General features: G+C 67.3%; 19 protein-coding genes and 2 pseudogenes. 16 read left to right on the top strand and 5 right to left on the bottom strand.

The annotated features are described in order from the left end of the window. Positions 1-56: 56 nt before the first annotated feature. From ACQ858_RS10300 to ACQ858_RS10230, 15 genes and pseudogenes are all read left to right on the top strand, one after another. Positions 57-863 (top strand): TatD family hydrolase, encoded by an 807-nt coding sequence (locus ACQ858_RS10300; protein ID WP_431276532.1) that lies wholly within the window; start codon positions 57-59, stop codon positions 861-863. Continuing rightward, positions 860-1528 carry an ankyrin repeat domain-containing protein gene (locus tag ACQ858_RS10295; protein WP_431276531.1) on the top strand — a complete coding sequence of 223 codons (669 nt, stop codon included), beginning with the start codon at positions 860-862 and terminating at the stop codon, positions 1526-1528. Before ACQ858_RS10300 ends, ACQ858_RS10295 begins: the two co-directional genes overlap by 4 nt. 123 nt (positions 1529-1651) lie before the next feature. Further along, positions 1652-2880 (top strand): annotated as a pseudogene (locus ACQ858_RS10290) (molybdopterin-dependent oxidoreductase). A 12-nt stretch (positions 2881-2892) separates the two neighbouring features. Further along, on the top strand, positions 2893-3231 hold the full coding sequence (locus ACQ858_RS10285; RefSeq protein ID WP_431276530.1) for a cytochrome c: 339 nt from the start codon (positions 2893-2895) through the stop codon (positions 3229-3231). Between the two features lie 184 nt (positions 3232-3415). Beyond that, on the top strand, positions 3416-3973 hold the full coding sequence (locus tag ACQ858_RS10280) for an RNA polymerase sigma factor (RefSeq protein WP_431276529.1): 558 nt from the start codon (positions 3416-3418) through the stop codon (positions 3971-3973). After that, positions 3970-4638: an anti-sigma factor family protein gene (locus ACQ858_RS10275; RefSeq protein ID WP_431276528.1), complete on the top strand. Its 669-nt coding sequence runs from the start codon at positions 3970-3972 to the stop codon at positions 4636-4638. The genes ACQ858_RS10280 and ACQ858_RS10275 overlap by 4 nt, the downstream gene beginning before the upstream one ends. Further along, on the top strand, positions 4635-5876 hold the full coding sequence (locus tag ACQ858_RS10270; protein ID WP_431276527.1) for a S8 family serine peptidase: 1242 nt from the start codon (positions 4635-4637) through the stop codon (positions 5874-5876). Before ACQ858_RS10275 ends, ACQ858_RS10270 begins: the two co-directional genes overlap by 4 nt. Before the next feature lies 1 nt (position 5877). Beyond that, complete coding sequence (locus ACQ858_RS10265) at positions 5878-6573, top strand: TorF family putative porin (protein WP_431276526.1); 696 nt, start codon at positions 5878-5880, stop codon at positions 6571-6573. 113 nt (positions 6574-6686) lie between these two features. Continuing rightward, the gene (locus tag ACQ858_RS10260; protein ID WP_431276525.1) at positions 6687-7160 is read left to right on the top strand and encodes a tetratricopeptide repeat protein; all 474 of its coding nucleotides are present in this window, start codon (positions 6687-6689) and stop codon (positions 7158-7160) included. A 54-nt stretch (positions 7161-7214) separates the two neighbouring features. Continuing rightward, positions 7215-7814 carry an SRPBCC family protein gene (locus ACQ858_RS10255; protein WP_431276524.1) on the top strand — a complete coding sequence of 200 codons (600 nt, stop codon included), beginning with the start codon at positions 7215-7217 and terminating at the stop codon, positions 7812-7814. A gap of 43 nt (positions 7815-7857) precedes the next feature. After that, positions 7858-8577, top strand: a complete 720-nt coding sequence (locus ACQ858_RS10250) for an ABC transporter ATP-binding protein (RefSeq protein WP_431276523.1) — start codon at positions 7858-7860, stop codon at positions 8575-8577. Between the two features lie 7 nt (positions 8578-8584). Next, complete coding sequence (locus tag ACQ858_RS10245) at positions 8585-10975, top strand: ABC transporter permease (protein WP_431276522.1); 2391 nt, start codon at positions 8585-8587, stop codon at positions 10973-10975. 7 nt (positions 10976-10982) lie between these two features. Further along, a complete protein-coding gene (locus tag ACQ858_RS10240; protein WP_431276521.1) occupies positions 10983-12197 on the top strand; it encodes an efflux RND transporter periplasmic adaptor subunit in 1215 nt (404 codons plus the stop codon). 47 nt (positions 12198-12244) lie between these two features. Continuing rightward, entirely contained in the window at positions 12245-12673 is a 429-nt protein-coding gene (locus ACQ858_RS10235; protein ID WP_431276520.1) for a universal stress protein, read from the top strand. 108 nt (positions 12674-12781) lie between these two features. Continuing rightward, complete coding sequence (locus ACQ858_RS10230) at positions 12782-13456, top strand: YceH family protein (protein WP_431276519.1); 675 nt, start codon at positions 12782-12784, stop codon at positions 13454-13456. Here ACQ858_RS10230 and ACQ858_RS10225 read toward each other — a convergent pair. After that, a complete protein-coding gene (locus ACQ858_RS10225; protein ID WP_431276518.1) occupies positions 13453-14400 on the bottom strand; it encodes an adenylate/guanylate cyclase domain-containing protein in 948 nt (315 codons plus the stop codon). The two genes, ACQ858_RS10230 and ACQ858_RS10225, sit on opposite strands and share 4 nt — an antisense overlap. Positions 14401-14595: 195 nt before the next feature. Here ACQ858_RS10225 and ACQ858_RS10220 point away from each other — a divergent pair, with 195 nt between their 5' ends. Then, positions 14596-15039 carry a hypothetical protein gene (locus tag ACQ858_RS10220; RefSeq protein ID WP_431276517.1) on the top strand — a complete coding sequence of 148 codons (444 nt, stop codon included), beginning with the start codon at positions 14596-14598 and terminating at the stop codon, positions 15037-15039. Positions 15040-15091: 52 nt separating this feature from the next. Here the strand turns inward: ACQ858_RS10220 and ACQ858_RS10215 are convergent. The 4 genes and pseudogenes from ACQ858_RS10215 to ACQ858_RS10200 form a co-directional block, all read right to left on the bottom strand. Further along, a pseudogene (locus tag ACQ858_RS10215) lies at positions 15092-16020 on the bottom strand (LD-carboxypeptidase). Continuing rightward, positions 16017-17099, bottom strand: coding sequence for a tRNA adenosine(34) deaminase TadA (tadA, locus tag ACQ858_RS10210; protein ID WP_431276516.1), 1083 nt, complete (start codon positions 17097-17099; stop codon positions 16017-16019). Before tadA ends, ACQ858_RS10215 begins: the two are co-directional and overlap by 4 nt. Then, complete coding sequence (locus ACQ858_RS10205) at positions 17089-17316, bottom strand: hypothetical protein (protein WP_431276515.1); 228 nt, start codon at positions 17314-17316, stop codon at positions 17089-17091. The genes tadA and ACQ858_RS10205 overlap by 11 nt, the downstream gene beginning before the upstream one ends. 1 nt (position 17317) lies before the next feature. After that, positions 17318-17965, bottom strand: a complete 648-nt coding sequence (locus ACQ858_RS10200; protein WP_431276514.1) for an FMN-binding negative transcriptional regulator — start codon at positions 17963-17965, stop codon at positions 17318-17320. Positions 17966-17990: the final 25 nt, after the last annotated feature.

Genomic DNA, 17990 nt, shown 5'->3' with positions numbered 1-17990 from the left:
TCCCGGGGCGCGGACCTCAAGCGGCGCACCATGCGTCGCGCCCATTCCATTCCGCGATGTTTACCGATTCCCACTGCCACCTGACCTTTCCCGAGTTCGCGGACCAGATGCCGCAGGTTCGCGCTGCGATGGCTGCAGCGCAGGTCGACAGGGCGCTCTGCATCTGCACGACGCTGGAAGAATTCGATGACGTCCAGGCGCTCGCGGCTGGTTATGACAACTTTTGGGCTTCGGTAGGCGTCCATCCGGACAGCGAGGACGTCCTGGAGCCGACAGTGGAAGACCTCGTTCGCCGTTCGGCCCTGCCGAAGGTCATCGCCATCGGCGAAACCGGCCTGGACTACTACCAGATGGAAGAGCGCAAGGGCGGCAGGCGCATCGCGGACCTCGAATGGCAGCGCGAGCGCTTCCGCGTGCACATCCGCGCCGCGCAGAAGACGCGCAAGCCGCTCGTCATCCATACGCGCGAAGCCTCTGCCGACACGCTGGCCATCCTCAAGGAGGAGGGCGAGGACGGCGGCCCGAAGGCGGCCGGTGGTGTCTTCCACTGCTTCACGGAGACGGCGGAAGTGGCCCGCGCGGCGCTCGATCTGGGCTTCTACATTTCCTTCTCGGGCATCCTGACTTTCAAGAAGGCGCAGGACCTGCGCGATGTGGCGGCGTTCGTGCCACTCGACCGGATGCTGATCGAAACCGACAGTCCCTACCTCGCCCCGGTGCCGTACCGCGGGAAGACGAACAATCCCTCGTACGTTCCTTTCGTGGCGCAGCAGATCGCCGAGCTACGGAAGTTGCCCGTCGAGGACATCGGCAAGGCCACCAGCGACAATTTCGATCGACTGTTCACGCAGGCGAAATCATGAAAAATTACTTTAAAAAACTCATTTATCTTATTGTTCTCTCAGCAGCTTTTTCTGTTCATGCGGATTCGTTCGACGACTTCTTCCGGGCCGTGCGCGCTGACAATGCCAGCGGCGTCAAGAGCCTCCTGAATCGCGGTTTCGACCCCAACACCCGGGATGCGCAGGGTCAGACGGGCCTGCTGATCGCGCTGCGGGAGCCTTCGCCGAAGGTGATCCAGGTCCTGCTCGACTCGCCCAAGACGGACGTCGAGGCGCGCAATCCGAAGGACGAAAGCCCGCTGATGCTGGCGGCGATCAAGGGCCAGCAGGACGTCGTCACCAGGCTGATCGAGCGTGATGCCGACATCAACAAGCCCGGCTGGACGCCACTGCATTACGCCGCGACCAACGGCCATGTGGCGATCATGAAGCAACTGCTGGACAAGGATGCCTTCATCGACGCGCAGTCGCCCAACGGCACCACGCCGCTGATGATGGCGGCGATGTACGGCTCGGCGGCGGCAGTGAAGTTGCTGCTCGACGAAGGTGCAGACCCGCTGATGAAAAACCAGCTCGGCATGACCGCGACCGATTTCGCGCAGAAGGCCAATCGGACGGACGCGCTGAAGATGATCGGCGAGGCCGTTCAGGCCAAGGCCAAGAGGCCTGCCGACGGCAAGTGGTGACCCCGTCTGGGCGTTGACGGGGGCGGCCCCGGCGCCGCGCACCCGACCCGGCAAGGGTTTGTTCTAGGCTTGCGCGTGGCGTCAGGCGCCACGATCCCACTTGCAAGTGCAAGAGGAGATCCCATGGCCGACCCCATGAACCGGCTTCGCCGCAGACTTGTCGCAGGCGGCACTGGCGCCGTCGCCACCCTCGGGCTGGGCCCGCTCGGCCGAGCCGCCTTCGCGCAGGCCGCGACCGTGGACATGCCGTTCGTCAATGGCAAGCGCAACCTCGCGGTCTACCCGGAAAAGCGGGCGCTGATCGTGCTCACCTCGCGTCCGCCGCAACTGGAAACGCCGTTCGACGTCTTCAACGACGGACTTCTCACGCCGAACGATGCGTTCTTCGTGCGCTACCACAACGCCGGCATTCCCACCTCGATCGATGCCGACAAGCACGTGATCAAGGTCGGCGGCAATGCCGTCGGCAAGCCCTTCGAGCTGACGCTGGCCGAGTTGCGCACGCAGTTCAAGCCGATCGAGTACGTCGCCGTCAACCAATGCTCCGGCAACGGCCGCGGGCTGTTCGACCCGCGGGTCACGGGGGGCAGCTGGGCAACGGCGCGATGGGCAATGCGCGCTGGGTCGGCGTCGCACTCAAGGACGTCCTGGCACGCGCGGAACTGAAGAACAGCGCCCGGCAGGTCACGTTCAACGGCCTGGACACGGCACTCTTCGGAGGCGGCGACTTCGTCAAGGCCCTCGACGTCGGCCATGCGATGGATGGCGAGGTGATGCTCGCCTGGCAGATGAACGGCGCCGACATCCCCATGCTGAACGGCTACCCGGTGAAGCTCATCGTGCCGGGCTACTACGGGACCTACTGGGTCAAGCACGTCTCGGAGATCCAGGTCATCGACGGCGTCTTCGACGGCTTCTGGATGAAGCCGGCCTACCGCGTGCCCGACAACGACTGCGCCTGCGTGGAGCCCGGCACCACGCCGACGGCGACTCGGCCGATCGGCCGCTTCAACGTGCGCTCGTTCATCACCTCGCTGTCCGACGGCGCGCACGTGCGGGCCGGTCGGCCGCTCGTGGTGCGCGGCATCGCGTTCGATGGCGGGCAGGGCATTCGCGAAGTCGCGTACTCGACCGACGACGGGCAAAGCTGGCGCGGCGCCAGACTGGGCAACGACATGGGACGCTATTCGTTCCGGGAATTCACCTTCGGCTTCACGCCTCCCAAGGGGGCCCATGTGCTTCGCGTGAGGGCCTGGAACCGCACCGGGCAAAGCCAGCCCATGGAAGCGCTCTGGCAGCCGGCGGGCTACATGCGCAACGTGGTCGAAAGCGTCAAAGTCCTTGCCGTGTAGGGAGCGACAGACATGAATTGCAGACCCTCCATTGCCGCGATCGCTTCCGCGCTGGTCCTGGGCATCGGCGCGGCGGATGCCGGCGGCGCCGAGAGAACGATCACCCTGCCGCCGGACGGCGTGCAACTCAAGGCGAGCACGCTGCCCGGCTACGAGAAGGCGCAGGCCAACTGCGTGACCTGCCATTCGGCCGAGTACATGCTCTACCAGCCCCCCAACGCGCCCCGCCCGTACTGGGAGGCCATGGTCAAGCGCATGAAGCAGGTCTTCAACGGCCCGATCAACGAGGAGGACATGCCGCTGATCGTGGACTACCTCGTCAAAACCTATGGCAACGAGCAGCCCAAGTAGTAGGCATTGAACCGTTTGGCCACTTCCGGGAATGAACCGCCATGGCCGGCAAGCGCCGTCCGGGCTCATTCGTCTCTCTGGAGGTCACCTTGGATGTCTCACCGCGATCGGCCAACCAGTCCCCAGAGCCCTCCATGACGCGCTTGCCCCACGATGCGCTTCGGCCGGAGGCCGAAGGGGGGCGTTGGCCGAAATCGCCGAGGCACGCCTGGTCGGCCGGACGGCGAACGGCGAGTTGCAGGCGTTCGAGCAGCTCTACCGTGTCTACCATCCCCGGCTCACGCGATTCCTGGACCGCGTGACGCGACGCCCCGGGCTCGTCGGCGAGTTGCTCAACGACACGATGCTCGTCGTCTGGAACCGGGCCGCCACCTACGACGGCCGAAGCAAGGTCTCGACCTGGATCTTCGCGATCGCCTACCGCAAGGCGCTCAAGGCGCTCAGCCGGCTCGACGAGCCCATGGAAGAAGACGAAGGCCGCGAGGATCAGCCCGCCCCGCCGGAGACAGGTCCCGACTACCGTGCGGCGCAGTCGCAATTGCGCGAGATCCTGGCGCAGGCCATGGACCACCTTTCGTTCGAACAGCGGGCGGTCGTCCAGCTCACCTACTTCCACGGCATCGGCTGTCGCGAGATCGGCGAAATCGTCGGCTGCCCGGTCGACACCGTGAAGACGCGCATGTTCCATGCGCGGCGCAGGCTGAGGACCCTGCTGGAGGGCAAATTGGAGGGATGGCGATGAGCGGGCGCGTGGTCCAGTTCGACACCGACGTGCATCGCAGGGTGCAGTCGATGCTCGCCTGGTATGTCAGCGAGCGTCTCGATGCGCAGGAGCGTGCCCATGTCGAGGGTCACTTGGCTGAATGTCCGCGCTGCCGGACGGAACTGGCAGCCGAGCGGGCGCTGCAGTCCGCCTATGCGGCGGACGTCGATCCCCCGGGCGACGTCGACCAGGGATTCGCTGCGCTGCGCGCACGCATCGCGGGCAGCGCGCCGTCGCGGCAGAGCGAAGGTTGGATGGCGCGTCTTCGGAATCGATGGCTCGAAAGTCCGCCATGGACGCGCTGGGCATTGCTGGGCCAGTGCGTCCTCGTCGCGACCCTGGGCGGCGTGCTGGTCGTGCAGCCATCGCCCGTGAAGCAATACCGGGCACTCGGCGAGCCCGCGGGGCCGCCCGCATCCGCCAGCGTCGGGCGCCTGATCGTGAGGTTCCAGCCCGAGGCCACCGAGCAGGAGATGCGGCGCGTGCTGCGCGACGTCGAAGCGCGGCTGGTCTACGGGCCGACCACGACCGATGCCTACGTGCTGGCGGTGCCGGCCGGTCTCGAGACCGCCGCAGTGGAGCAACTGCGCCGGGAAAAGGCCGTGACGCTCGTCGAATCGCTCGACGGCCGGACGACGCCATGAAGTGGCTCCGGGTTGCATGGCTCCTCGCACTGCTCGCAGTGCTGCCGCCGGCGAGCGCCCAGCCTGCCGCACAGACAGGACCACCGGCGACCGGCGGCCAGCAGGTCCTGCTGTTTCTGCAGCTGCCGCAGGAGCACTACCGGCCCGAGAGCGCCTATTCGGGCGGTTACGGCGACGGCTCCGCCCATGGGGCCCGCCGCCGCGTGGCCGCCGCGCTGGCGCACGAGCATGGGCTGGTGCTGGTCACCGACTGGGCGCTGCCGCTGCTGGGGGTCGATTGCTTCGTCATGAACGTGCCCAATGACCGGGAGCTCGATCGCGTGGCGGAGGCGCTGTCTCGTGACCCGCGCGTTGCCTGGGCCCAGCCGATGAACGTCTTTCGGGCACGCGGCCACGACGATCCGCTGTTCACCTCGCAGCCAGCGGCGCAGGCCTGGCACCTGGAAGAGCTGCACGAGATCTCGACGGGCCGCAACGTGCGGGTCGCGGTGATCGACAGCCGCGTGGACGAGCGCCATCCCGACCTCGTGGGCCAGGTGGCGTTGAGCGAGAGCTTCGTCGACGGCCACGGCGAACTGCCCGAAGATCACGGCACGGCGGTCGCGGGTGTCATCGCCGCGCGCGCCGACAACAAGGTTGGCATCGTGGGCGTGGCGCCCGATGCGCGCCTGCTCGCGCTGCGCGCCTGTTGGCAGGAAAGCAGCCAGTCCACCCTGTGCACGAGCCTGAGCCTGGCGATGGCATTGCACTTCGCGATCACGCACGACGCCGACGTCATCAACCTGAGCCTGAGCGGACCGCGCGACCGGCTGCTCGACAGGCTGCTGGACGTGGCGCTTTCGCGCGGCATCAGCGTGATCGGCGCCTTCGATCGCCGCGCCCCGGACGGCGGCTTCCCCGCCTCGCATGCCGGTGTCGTGGCAGTCGCCGACGAGTCCCGCGCATCGGCGCTGCCGGGCGTCCTCGTCGCGCCGGGACGCGATGTGCTGGCCAGCCTGCCCGGCGGCCGCTGGGATTTCGTCTCGGGCTCGTCGTATGCCGCCGCCCATGTGGCGGGGTTGTTCGCACTGATGCGCGAGCGGGCGCCGGCACACGGCGCGCCGCCCGCGCTTGCCAGCATCGTCTTCTTTCCCGGCGGAAGCATCGACGCTTGTGCCACACTCGCACGGGTCGCAGGCCATGGAGCATGCATCCGCACCATGACACGTTCCACGACATCACCCAACGTTCGTCAGTGACATGCCGACCGCCGGCCTGCGCGTCGCGCTCGGCCCAGTGCTGTGCCTCGCCTGCGGCGTCGCGTTCGCGCAGGTGGGCGGGAGCATCGCGTTCCTCTCGGACTATCGCTACCGCGGCGTTTCGTTGAGCGACGACCGGCCGACATTTCGCCTGGGCCTCGGCTATGACGATCCGAGCGGCTGGTTCGCTGGTGCATCGCTTGCGGGCGTGTCGCTGGGTCCGTACGCGCGCCGCCAGGTGCAGGTACTCGGCTATGCGGGTTATGCAGGGCGGGTGTCGGATCGCATCGGCTGGGAAGCAGGTGCAACCGGTGTCCACTTCGGCGCCGATTCCTACGACGACTACGGCGAAGTGTTTACGGGCCTGAACGGCGAAAGGTGGAGCATGCGGCTGCACTATTCACCCGACTATTTCGGAAGCGGCGTCCGCACGGTCTATGGCGAATTCAACGTCGGGCTGCCCCTGTCGCAGCTCATTCGCGTGACGGCCCACGCCGGTGCCCTGCAGCGGGTCGGCGGCGTCCGCGCGCAAGGCATGGGCCTGAACCTCGACGCGAGCCTCGGACTGGCGATCGCACGCGACGCGTGGGAAGTGCGGCTCGAGTGGGTCGGCGGCGAGCGCAGTGCCATCTATCCGACGTTGTACGGGCGCGAGTCGAGCGGAGCGCTGGTCCTGACTGCTGCCATCAGCTTCTGAGACTCGCACGAATGAACCTTACGGACCTGGCCCGGAATACACCGGACCCCAGTCCGAGGCGGAGGCACGCATGGCGTCTACGGGCGCATCGACAGCCGCCAGGCCCATCATCCATGCAGGAGCAACTCACCATGAAACCCTCGATTGTTGTCATCGTGTCCGCCATGTCGCTCGCCTTCAGCCTGTCAGCCGTGGCCGCCGGAGGCGGTGGTGGCGGAGGCGCGGGAGGCGGCGCAGACGGAGGGAGCCAGGCGTACAACCCGGACCCCGATTTCAGGGCCGGCATGACCGCCGTCAAGAAGGAGGACTGGAACCAGGTCGTCTCGCACATGACCGTGTACCTCCTGCGCAGCCCCGGCGACGCCGATGCCTGGAACGAACTCGGCCACGCGCACAGAAAGGTGGGGCAGGTCGATGTCGCGCTGACGGACTACGATAGGGCGCTGAAGATCAATCCGAAGCACAAGGGCGCGCACGAATACCTCGGCGAGGCCTATCTGCAGATGGGGGATCTTGCCCGGGCCGAGCAGGAGATGAAGGTGCTGGAATCGCTCTGTTTCTTCCCGTGCGAAGAAAAAGCGACCTGAGATCGGCGATCGCGAAGTACCGAAGCCAGCACGCGAAGGCAGGATCTTGACGCCTTGAAACCACATATCCGCGCCGTCCTGATGATGCTCTGCGGGGCCCTCTGCGTGCGTGGGTTCGCCAGCACACAGCAGATCGAGACCGACGGCCATGGCGAGGCCATCAGCGTGACGGCGACCGCCGAGATGCTGGTAGACCCGCACACGGCGTGGAAGGTCATCACCGACTACGACCGCCTCGCGGAATTCATCCCGTCCATGCGCAGTTCGCGCGTGGTGCGGCGCGATGCCGACCGGCTCCTCATCGAGCAGACCGGCGAGTTCAGCTTCCTGTTCTTCAGGCAGCCGGTGGAGGTGAAGCTTGCGGTCGTCGAGTCCCCGGAGCGGTCGGTCGCGGCACGCGCCGTCGGCGGCAACCTGCGGGAGATGGACGGCCGCTACACGCTCGAGCGCCTTCCCTCCGGCTTCGTGCGGCTGAGCTACTCGGGCCGGCTGGTGCCCGACTTCCCGATCCCGCCGGTGATCGGCAAGATGGTCGTGCGCAACGTCGTCGCGAATCAATTCAGAGCGATGGTCAGGGAGATCGAACGCCGCGATGCGCAGGCGAGCCGGCACAGCCTGCCCGGCGCAAATGCGCGCTCGGCCACCGCCATTTGACCCAAATCAAGGGCTGCCATCGCTGCGCGCTGAAACATCGGACATGGCCGCCCGACCGCCTCAGATTGTCTTTTGTGCCCGCGGCCTGGGCAAGACGTACCACGCCGGAGACGTCGACGTGGTCGCCTTGCGCGACGTGGATCTGGACATCGCGGCCGGCGAGTTCGTCGTGCTGCTCGGACCGTCCGGCAGCGGCAAGTCGACCCTGCTGAACATCCTCGGCGGCCTGGAAGTGGCCACCACCGGCAGCCTCCGCTACCTGGACCACGACCTGACGTCCGCGAGCGACGAGGCGCTCACGCGCTACCGGCGCGACCACGTCGGATTCGTGTTCCAGTTCTACAACCTCATTCCCAGCCTGACGGCGCGCGAGAACGTGGCGCTGGTCACCGACATCGCGACCGACCCCATGCCCATCGACGAGGCACTGGAGCGGGTGGCGCTGACGGCCCGGCGCGACCACTTTCCGTCCCAGCTCTCCGGCGGCGAGCAGCAGCGCGTGGCCATCGCCCGTGCCATCGTCAAGCGGCCGCAGGTGCTGCTGTGCGACGAGCCGACCGGCGCGCTGGACTACGCGACCGGCAAGCTGGTGCTCGACGTGATCTCGCGCATCAACCTCGACCTGGGCACCACCGCGCTGGTGATCACGCACAACGCCGCGATCGCCGGCATGGCCGATCGCGTCATCTACCTGGCGGACGGCAGGGTGCAGCGCATCGAGCGCAACGCGAAGCGTGCGACCTCCGCTGAGCTCGCCTGGTGAGCCGGCCATGAAAGCACTCGACCGCAAGCTGGTGCGCGACCTGCGCGCGATGTGGAGCCAGGCGCTCACGATCGCGCTGGTGGTGGCCAGCGGCGTGGGCGGCTTCCTCACGAGCCTTTCCGCCGTCGACTCGCTGGCCGTGGCGCGCGATACTTTCTATACCGAGGGCCGCTTCGCGGATGTCTTCGCCACGGTCAAGCGCGCGCCGCTGGGCCTGGCCGAACAGCTGCGGGCGCTGCCGGGCGTGGCCGACGTGCAGCCGACGATCGAAGAGGTGGTGCGCATCGACATCGCCGGCAGCAGCGATCCGGTGCTGGGCCAGCTGATCGGCGTGGACCGTCGCCGGCCGCCGCGCCTGAACCAGGTCGCGATCGTCCAGGGCGCCGGCCTGTTCGACCAGACCGGCATCGACGAGCCCGTGCGCGACACCATCGACGCGCTGGTCTCGCAGGGCTTTGCGCAGGCCCGCGGCCTGCGCCCGGGCGATTCGGTGGGCGCCCTGGTCAACGGCCGCAAGCGGCGTCTGCGCATCGTCGGCGTCGCCGTGTCGCCGGAGTTCGTCTTCGCCGGGCTCTGGGGCATGCCGGACCAGCGCGGCTTCGGGGTCTTCTGGGTCGACCAGGAGGCGCTGGCGGCCGCCTACGACATGGACGGCGCCTTCAACACGCTCGCCGTGCGGCTCGCGCCCGAAGGCGCACGCCGGATCACGGAGACCGAGGTGATCGACGCGCTCGCGCAGCCGCTGGCGCGCTACGGCGGCGCTGCGCCGCGCGGCCGCATCGACCAGATCTCGCACGCCATGCTGGACAACGAGATCAAGGAGCAGCGCGTGCTCGGCACGGTGCTGCCCTCGATCTTTCTGGGCGTGGCCGCCTTCCTGCTCAACGTCGTGATCTCGCGACTCGTCGCCACGCAGCGCGAGCAGATCGCCGCGCTGAAGGCGCTGGGCTACGCCAACAGGGCGATCGCTGCGCACTACCTGAAGCTGGTGCTGCTGATCGTCCTGCTGGGCATCGGGCTCGGGATCGTGCTGGGCGACTGGCTGGGGGCCGCCTTCGTCGGGCTGTATGCCGAGGTCTTCCACTTCGCGCATTTCGAGCACCGCCTGGACCCGGCCCTCGTCCTCATGGCCGGCGGGCTGACGCTGGGCGCCGGCGTGCTCGGCACGCTCTCGGCGATCCTCGCCACCGTGCGACTGACGCCGGCCGAGGCCATGCGGCCGCCGGCGCCCGGGCGCTTTCGCCGCACGCTCGCGGAGCGGCTCGGCTTCACCGGCCTGAGCCCCGCGCTGCGGATGATCCTGCGCAACATGGAGCGCAAGCCGCTGCGCACCGGCCTGTCGATCGGCGGGATCGCGGCGGCGCTGGCGATCGTCGTGATGGGCAACTTCTTCCGGGACGCGATCGAGGTGATCGTTGACAGCACCTTCGGGCTGTCGATGCGCAGCGACGTGTCGGTGTGGATGACCGAGCCGGTCGACGCCGCCATCGCGCTGCAGCTCGCGCGCCTGCCCGGCGTGCTGGCTCACGAGTCGCTGCGCGACGTGCAGGCCACGCTCGTCAACGGGCCGCGGCGCCAGCGCGTGATGGTGCGCGGCGGGCCGGTGCGCAGCGAGTTGCTGCGCATCGTCGATGTCGACGGACGGCAGACGCTGCCGGGCGGCGACGGCATCGTCCTGACGGACCGCCTGGCCGACAAGCTCGGCCTGCGGGTGGGCGATGCGGTGCGCGTCGACGTGCAGGAGGGCCGCCGCAACCAGCTCACGCTGCGGGTGGAGGCAACCGTGCGCGAGATGATGGGCCTGAACGCCTACATGAACCGCGCCGCACTGAACCGCGCGCTGGGCGAGGGCGACATTGCCACGGGCTTCGTGCTGGCGCTCGAGCGCGGCAGCGAAACCCGCTTCCTGCAGGCCACGCAGGGCCTGCCCCGGGCGGCGGGCGCATTCAGCAAGGCGACGATGCTGCGCAACATGCGGGAGGTGACAGCGCGCAACATCCTCATCATGAGCACGGTGCTGACCCTGTTCGCGGTCGTCATCGCCGTCGGCGTGGTCTACAACAACGTCCGCATCGCGCTCGCGGAGCGCGCCTGGGAACTGGCAAGCCTGCGCGTGCTGGGATTCACGCGGGCCGAGGTGTCGGGGCTGCTGCTGGGCGAACTGGCGCTCGGTATTGCCGTGGCACTGCCGCTGGGCATGCTCGGCGGCAATGCGCTGGTCCACGTCATCACAGACTTGCTGAAATCGGACCAGTTCTTCTTTCCGGTCGTGATCTCCCCGCGCACCTATGCGCTGGCGGCGCTGGCGGTCCTTGCCGCAGCGGCCGCGAGTGCGCTGGTGGTGCGGCGGCGCATCGACCGGCTCGACATGGTCGCGGCCCTGAAGACGCGGGAGTGAAGGAGACATGAAGCGCAATACCCTGGCCATGACGATCGCCGCGGGCGCGGTGCTGGCCGGCCTGCTGGCCTGGGCCTTCGCGCCGCGCCCCATCGCGGTCGAAGTGGCGACCGCCACCATCGGGCCCTACGAGCAGTCCATCGCGGAAGACGCCCGCACGCGATTGCGCGACCGGTACGTCATCACCGCGCCGCTGGCCGGACGGCTGGCGCGCGTCACGCTTCGGGAGGGCGACCCGGTGGCGGCCGGCGACACGGTCGCGACGCTGACGCCCGTTCTCTCGCCGATGCTCGACGAGCGCACCCGCCGCGAGCAGGACACCCGCGTGGAGGTCGCCGAGGCCATCGTGCAGCGTGCGGAAGCCAACGTGCAGCGCGCCCGCGTCGGACTCGAGCTGACACGCTCGGAACTGCACCGCTCCGAGAAGCTGGCGCGCGACAACTTCATTGCGCCGGCCAAGGCGGAGTCCGACCGGCTCCTGGAGCAGGCCGCCCAGAAGGACCTCGACGCAGCGCTCCAGGGCCGCCACGCCGCGGCGCATGAGCTGGAGACGGCGCGCGCGGCGCTGCTGATGTCGCGAAGCCCTTCAGGGCAGGTGGCCAGTTTTGCGCTGCGCTCGCCGGTGGCGGGACGTGTGCTCAAGGTGGTGCAGCCGAGCGAGACCACCGTCGCCCTGGGGGCACCCGTGCTCGAGATCGGCGACATCTCGCAACTGGAGATCGTGACCGAGTTGCTGACCACGGACGCCGTGCAGACCCGGGTGGGCGCGATGGTGCGCATCGAGCGCTGGGGCTCGCCCGGCGCGCTCGAAGGCCGTGTTCGGCGCATCGAGCCTGCTGCGTTCACCAAGGTTTCGGCCCTCGGCATCGAGGAGCAGCGCGTCAACGTGATCATCGACATCACGAGTCCTCCGTCCTTGTGGCAGGCGCTGGGCGATGGCTACCGCGTGGGCGTACGGATCGTGACGGTGGACCAGCGCTCGGTCCTGCGCGTTCCGGTCAGCGCGGTGTTTCCCTTGCCGGACGAAGGCATGGCCGTGTTCGTCGTCGCGGAAGGGCGGGCGCGGCTCGTTCCCGTGGAAATCGGCGGGCGCAATGGCGTGGAGGCCTGGGTGCAGGGCGGCATCCAGGCTGGCGCAGAAGTGATCGTCTATCCGCCCGCGTCGCTGCGCGACGGTGCCCGCGTGAAGAAGCGCAGCGTTCCGTTGGTCGGACAAGGCTGACTCGGGCCCTACACTTTGCAGGTCAACAACAACCGGAGGTTCGTTCCATGAAGATCCTAGTCGCCACCGATGGGTCCAAGAATTCGCTGCGCGCGGTCAAGTACGCGGCAAGGCTCGCGCATCTGCTGCGCACCGCATCGAACAAGATCACGCTGATCAGCGTCCACGACGACGCCGGCCTGCGCCATGCCAAGGCCTTCGTCGGCAAGGCGGAAGTCGCGGACTACCTGCGCGAACTCAGCGAGAAGGAACTCAGGCCTGCCCGCAAGCTGCTGCAGGCGGACGGCGTCGGCTACGACATGGAGATCCGCACGGGCCACGTGGCGCAGGAGATCGTCGATTGCGCCGACAAAGGCAAGTTCGACATGATCGTGCTGGGCTCGAAGGGCCGGAGCGCCGTGGCCGACCTGCTGATGGGCTCGGTCGCGCAGCGCGTGCTCGCCACCGCGAAGCAGCCCGTGGTCGTCGTGAAGTGACCGGCCCGCGCGGGACGCCATGAATCTCGATCTCGAGAAGTACATGGCCAGTCCACGCAAGTAAGACAATGTGCATTATGTCAAATTAAAGAAGCGAAATCTGACCCGATGTCCACCAGCAGCCTTCGTGCCCTTTCGCTTCTGGAAACCCGCCTTCTCGGCGTGCTCGCCGAGAAACAGCGCACCGTGCCGGACAGCTATCCGCTGACGCTCAATTCGCTGGTGGCCGGGTGCAACCAGAAGACCAGCCGCAATCCGATCCTCGAGATCACCGACGCCGAAGCGCAGTCGGGCATCGACAGCCTCAAGGCCCTCAGCCTGGTCACTGAAACCAGCGGCGGGCGCGTCTACCGTTACGCGCACAACATCGACGGCGTGCTGAAGATTCCTTCGCAGTCGATCGTCCTGCTCACCGTCCTGATGCTGCGGGGACCGCAGACGGCGGGCGAACTTCGGATTGCATCCGATCGCATGCACAACTTCGCCGACATCTCGTCCGTCGAGGCGTTCCTCGATGAACTGGCCGCGCGGACGGCAGGCAGCCTCGTGATGAAACTGCAGCGCCTGCCTGGAGCGCGCGAAAACCGGTGGTGTCATCTGCTCAGCGGACCGCCGGCCGAGGATGCGCCCGTCCCTACTGCTGCGGCGGGCGGCGACGAGGTGTCGTTGGGTGAAGTGGCCGCACTGAAGGCCAACGTCGCCCGGCTCGAGACCGAGCTTGCGGGCATGAGGACCCTCGTCGGACGGATCTGCTCGGAGCTGGGGATCAGCGACGCTTCTTAACGAAGGTCGCGACGACCCAGCAGCACATTGCCGCCGGTCGTATTGAAAGAGATGGTCGGCGCGCTGAAGTCGCTCAGCGGCGCCCCGAGGCCGATCTCGCCGCTGCCATGGAGCACGCACTCGTCACGCCGCAGCGCGATTTCGCCGCTCGCGCCTGCGGTGCCATGGAAACGCACCCAGGTGCCATAGGTGCTGACGTCCACCAGAATGCAGCTGCCGTGTCGCGATTCGATGCGCGCATGCAGGCGTGAGACCCGCGGATCGTTGACGACGAATTGCGCTTCGTCGACCCGGCCCAGATGGATCGGCAGGTCTTCCACACGGAACAGCGTGCGCACATCGAGCCATGCCAGCTCGATCTGCCCGAACGATGAATCCGGCCCGCGCGCAGACGGCACCAGCGAAGCCGGCATCGTCAGGAATTCCGACACCTCGTCCTGCCAGTCGATGCGATGGACGACCGGCATTTCATTCTTGCCGCGAATATTGATCGGCCCGAGGCTGCGGTGGCGCACTTCGCCTTCGTGCAACTGCTCGATCACCGACTCGGTGGCCCAGATCTGTCCGGGGCCCGCGAGGTCGCTGAGGCGGGATGCGAGGTTGACGGCATCGCCATAGCAATCACCGTCGACTTCGACGACCTCCCCGCTCGCAACGCCGATCTGCAACTCCATGCGCAGCGGAGTGGGCCAGGTCTGCAGCCGTTTCTGATGGTTGCGCTGCAGTTCGAGCACCGCGCGTGTCGCCGTGACGCCATTCGCGAAAATGGCGAAGACGCCGTCGCCAAGCGACTTCACGACACGGCCGCCGTGGGACTCGCAGACACCACCGATCCATTGCGTCAGCCGCGTCACCGTCTCGGTGGCGCGCGCGTTTCCCATGGCCTCGAAGACCCTGGTGCTCCCTGTCAGATCAGCGAAAACGACAGTCGAATTGACGCCCATGTTGTGCAGTTTTTGGTAGCTCTCGCCTTTCGATTATGGCAAAGCAGCATGAAAACACGGCCTTCGTGTACCAAATCGTTCGACTTGCGCATGCGCCCCTGTTGCTTTTTCAAATAGTCACAGTCCTTGTGAACACTTTCGTGTTTGAAAGTAACACTTAGGTTTAAGTTCTTAGGCCAATACTTGAACTGAAGCGTGAAGTATGTTGTTTTTAAACATGAAATGATGTTTCCACACTTGTGCGGCTTCGAGGCGCGGCTTAACGTAGGCACCCATCAAGGCTTTCGGCGCACCGCCGCCTTCATCCCAATGTCCCTCAGCAGGTTCTTCCGCTTTCTGTCTCTTCCCGGCTTCGGCTCGCGCCGTTCCGCGGATCGTCAGATGGGCCAGATCCGCACGGCCATGCTGTCGCTGTTGCAGGTCCATGGTGGCCATTCGGTCCAGCGGGTTGCGCAGCGCGTTCGTTTCGCCGGCGACCTGGAGGCACTCTGGTATCTCCGCCAGGACGTGCTCACCGCGCTCAGCGCGGTCGATGGCGAAGTCGCCGCACGGCGCCAGATGACACAGATCAACCGCCTCTTCAAGGGCGGCCTGCCAAACACGATGGGGCCACGCACCCATCAACGCATCACGAGCTGATTCGTATCCAGCAGAAACGCAGAGGCCCACCGGCCTCTTTTTTGCCTTGCGCTCAGTGGGCGTGCCGATGGCCCCAGACCATGAAGATGTCGCGGCCATCGGCCGCAAGCTCCACCTTGGCGCCGACGGGCAGCAGCACTTTCGTGGGCACGTGGCCGAATGGCAGCCCGGTCAGCACAGGCGGCTTGATGAGTTCGCGAAGCCGGGCGATCACGGTCTGCATACCGAAACCCCGGTCATGCGCCACCTTGCGGATGCCCGTGAAATGCCCGAGGACCACCGCCTTCTGCTTGGCCAGCACGCCGGCCTGACGGAGCTGGTCGAGCATGCGCTCGACGCGGTAGGGATGTTCATTCACATCCTCGAGGAACAGAACGCCCTTCTCGATCGAAGGGAAGTAAGGCGTTCCGAGCAGGCTGGTCAGCACGCACAGATTCCCGCCCCACAGCACCGCCCCATGGATCCCCCGAAGCGGCGCCAGCCCGTCGGCGTCGCGGGCAGGCATGCGCCAGCCGGTGCCCTCCCCTGTCCGCTGAGCAGATCGTCGAAGCAGGCTTCCATGATGTCGTCCGCGCCGTCTTCGGCACCGAAGTCCTCGCCCACGGCAGGGCCGGCCCACGTGACGCTGCCGGTCTTGGCGAGCAGCGCGTTCTGGAAGGCGGTGAAGTCGCTCAGGCCGACGAACTCGGTGCCGTCATGGATCGCCTTGGCAACCGCCTTGTAGGGAATGGCGTCGAGGATGCGCGTGAGCCCGTAGCCGCCGCGCGAAATCAGCGCCACGTCGGCGCCGCTGGCAGCGGCGCGCGAGATGGCAGCGACGCGCGCGGCATCGTCGCCTGCGAATCGCTGATGGACGGAGAGCGCGGCTTCGTCGATCTCGACCTCGTGGCCGAGTGCCCGGAGCCGCTTGACGCCACGCTTGAACGCAGCCTTGTCGCGCACTGCGCTCGACGGCGAATAGATGTAGATGTGCTTTTTCACGGCGCGAAGTATCCCATTGCGTCCTTCAGGAGCTGTTCCGCCTGCGCCGCATCGGGGCCGGACACGCGCTTGGGCGTGCGGCCCATGGCACGCAGTCCGGCTTCGTGGCCCCGATCGGGGAAAGGCGCCCGCCAGGCGTCGGCAGCCATGCTCTCGCCGGCATCGGGTGCAACCATCACATGCAGGAAGCGCCTGGCCGCGGCCGAGGAAGCGAGCAGCGATGCGAGTTCCGCGCCACCCGCGCTGTGGACCAGCACCATGGGCCCGGGATCGACCTGTTCGATCCATTCGAGCAACACATCGCGATGCCATTCGAGCCGATGCACCGTCTCGCGCTTGGGCTTGTCGCTCATGCCGAAGCCGATGAGGTCCGGCGCGAGCACGCGCGCGATGTGCTGGCGCGCGAGAAGGCGGAAGAAGTAGCTCCACTCGCCGGGCCCGTGGATGCAGAGCAGCACCGCCCGCGAATCCCTCGGTCCTTCATCGAGGTAGTGCATCCGCCATCCCCGAAGCGCCGGAAGATCGCTCACGTAGTTCGCATCGAAGGCGTAGTCGGCGAGCGAGGCGAAGCGTTCGGGCGGCGTGCGCAACGCGTCGTCGCGCAGCGGTTCGGCGGCCACGCGGGCCTCGTTGCGGCGATTCTGGAAGAAGGCCTGCAAGAGCGCCCGGCACTCCGACGCGAGCACGCCGCCCTGGACCGACGTGTGGTGGTTGAGTTGCGGCGGGGCGAACAGATCGACCACCGACCCGGCTGCTCCGGTCTTGGGATCGGCCGCGCCGAACACGACGCGCTTCATCCGTGCATGAAGCATCGCGCCGGCGCACATCGGACAAGGCTCCAGCGTGACGAAGAGCTCGCAACCGTCGAGGCGGTAGTTGCCGAGCGCAGCGCCCGCGGCACGCAGCGCGTTGACTTCCGCGTGCGCACTCGGATCGTGCTGTGCCACCGGCGAATTGCCAGCGACGGCGACCAGCGCGCCGTCCTTCACGACCACGGCGCCGATCGGCACCTCCCCGGCATCGCCCGCACGGCGGGCCTCAGCCAGCGCGAGCCGCATCCAGTGCGCGTCAGTTGTCATCCGGCATGGGACGCCGCTGCTGTGCGGCTTCGAGCGATTGCTTGATCTGCTCCTGGAGCTGACGGCCCTGCGTGCTGACATCGCCCGCCGGCGCTCCTGCGGGCGCCGAGGCACCGGCCGGCAACGCCGGGGTCGTCGCCGCGCCCAGTTGCTTCCTGGCCAGCACGCCGACGACGAGCAGCGCGAGGACGAGTCCAAGCAGTCCGACGACGCGCATCTCAGTTCTCCCCGATCGTTGCCGGGTCGGCGACCTGCATGCCGAGGCGCTCCATCCACAGGGCCAGCGCGCGTTCGTCGGGCGAACCCTCGCTGTAGCGCGCGTACATCGCGGCGTGCGATTCCTTGCGGTGCTGGTTCAACTTGAGCTTGCATTGCAGCGCGGTCACTCGAAGCTCGAAGCCCACGATGCCACCCAGCATCTTGTGCTGGAACTCCTCGCCGAGGTCTCGCCACTGCTGTGCATAGGCGGGTTCGTGCTGTCCGATGAGGCGCTTCAGGAGCGCATCCTTCTCGTCCGGCGTTTCGATCAGCCGGGCTTCGACCGTGCAATGCACCGCGAGATAGTTCCAGGTCGGCACGCGGGCGAGATCGGGATAGACCGACGGCGACAGGTAGGCATGCGGCCCGAGAAAGGCCGCCACCGCGTTCGGTCGCACCTGCAGGTAGCGCCAATGCGGATTGGGCTTGGCGCAATGGCCGAGCAGCGACCAGCCGCCCTCCCCGCGATCCTCCAGCACCAGTGGCAGGTGGGTGATGAACGGCAGGCCCTCGTCATCGGTGGAGACGAGGCTGGCCAAGGGGTGGCTGCGCATCAGCTCGATCGCGACCTCTCGGTCGGTGGCGTTGAACTGGGGAGGCATGTACATGGGCGGGTCCTGTCTCGGGAATCGC

Source organism: Variovorax ureilyticus (assembly GCF_050632185.1).
In the GTDB taxonomy this organism is placed as follows: domain Bacteria; phylum Pseudomonadota; class Gammaproteobacteria; order Burkholderiales; family Burkholderiaceae_C; genus Variovorax; species Variovorax ureilyticus_A.
Note: the sequence above shows the minus strand (reverse complement) of the source record. Positions and strands in the feature narration are given on the sequence as shown.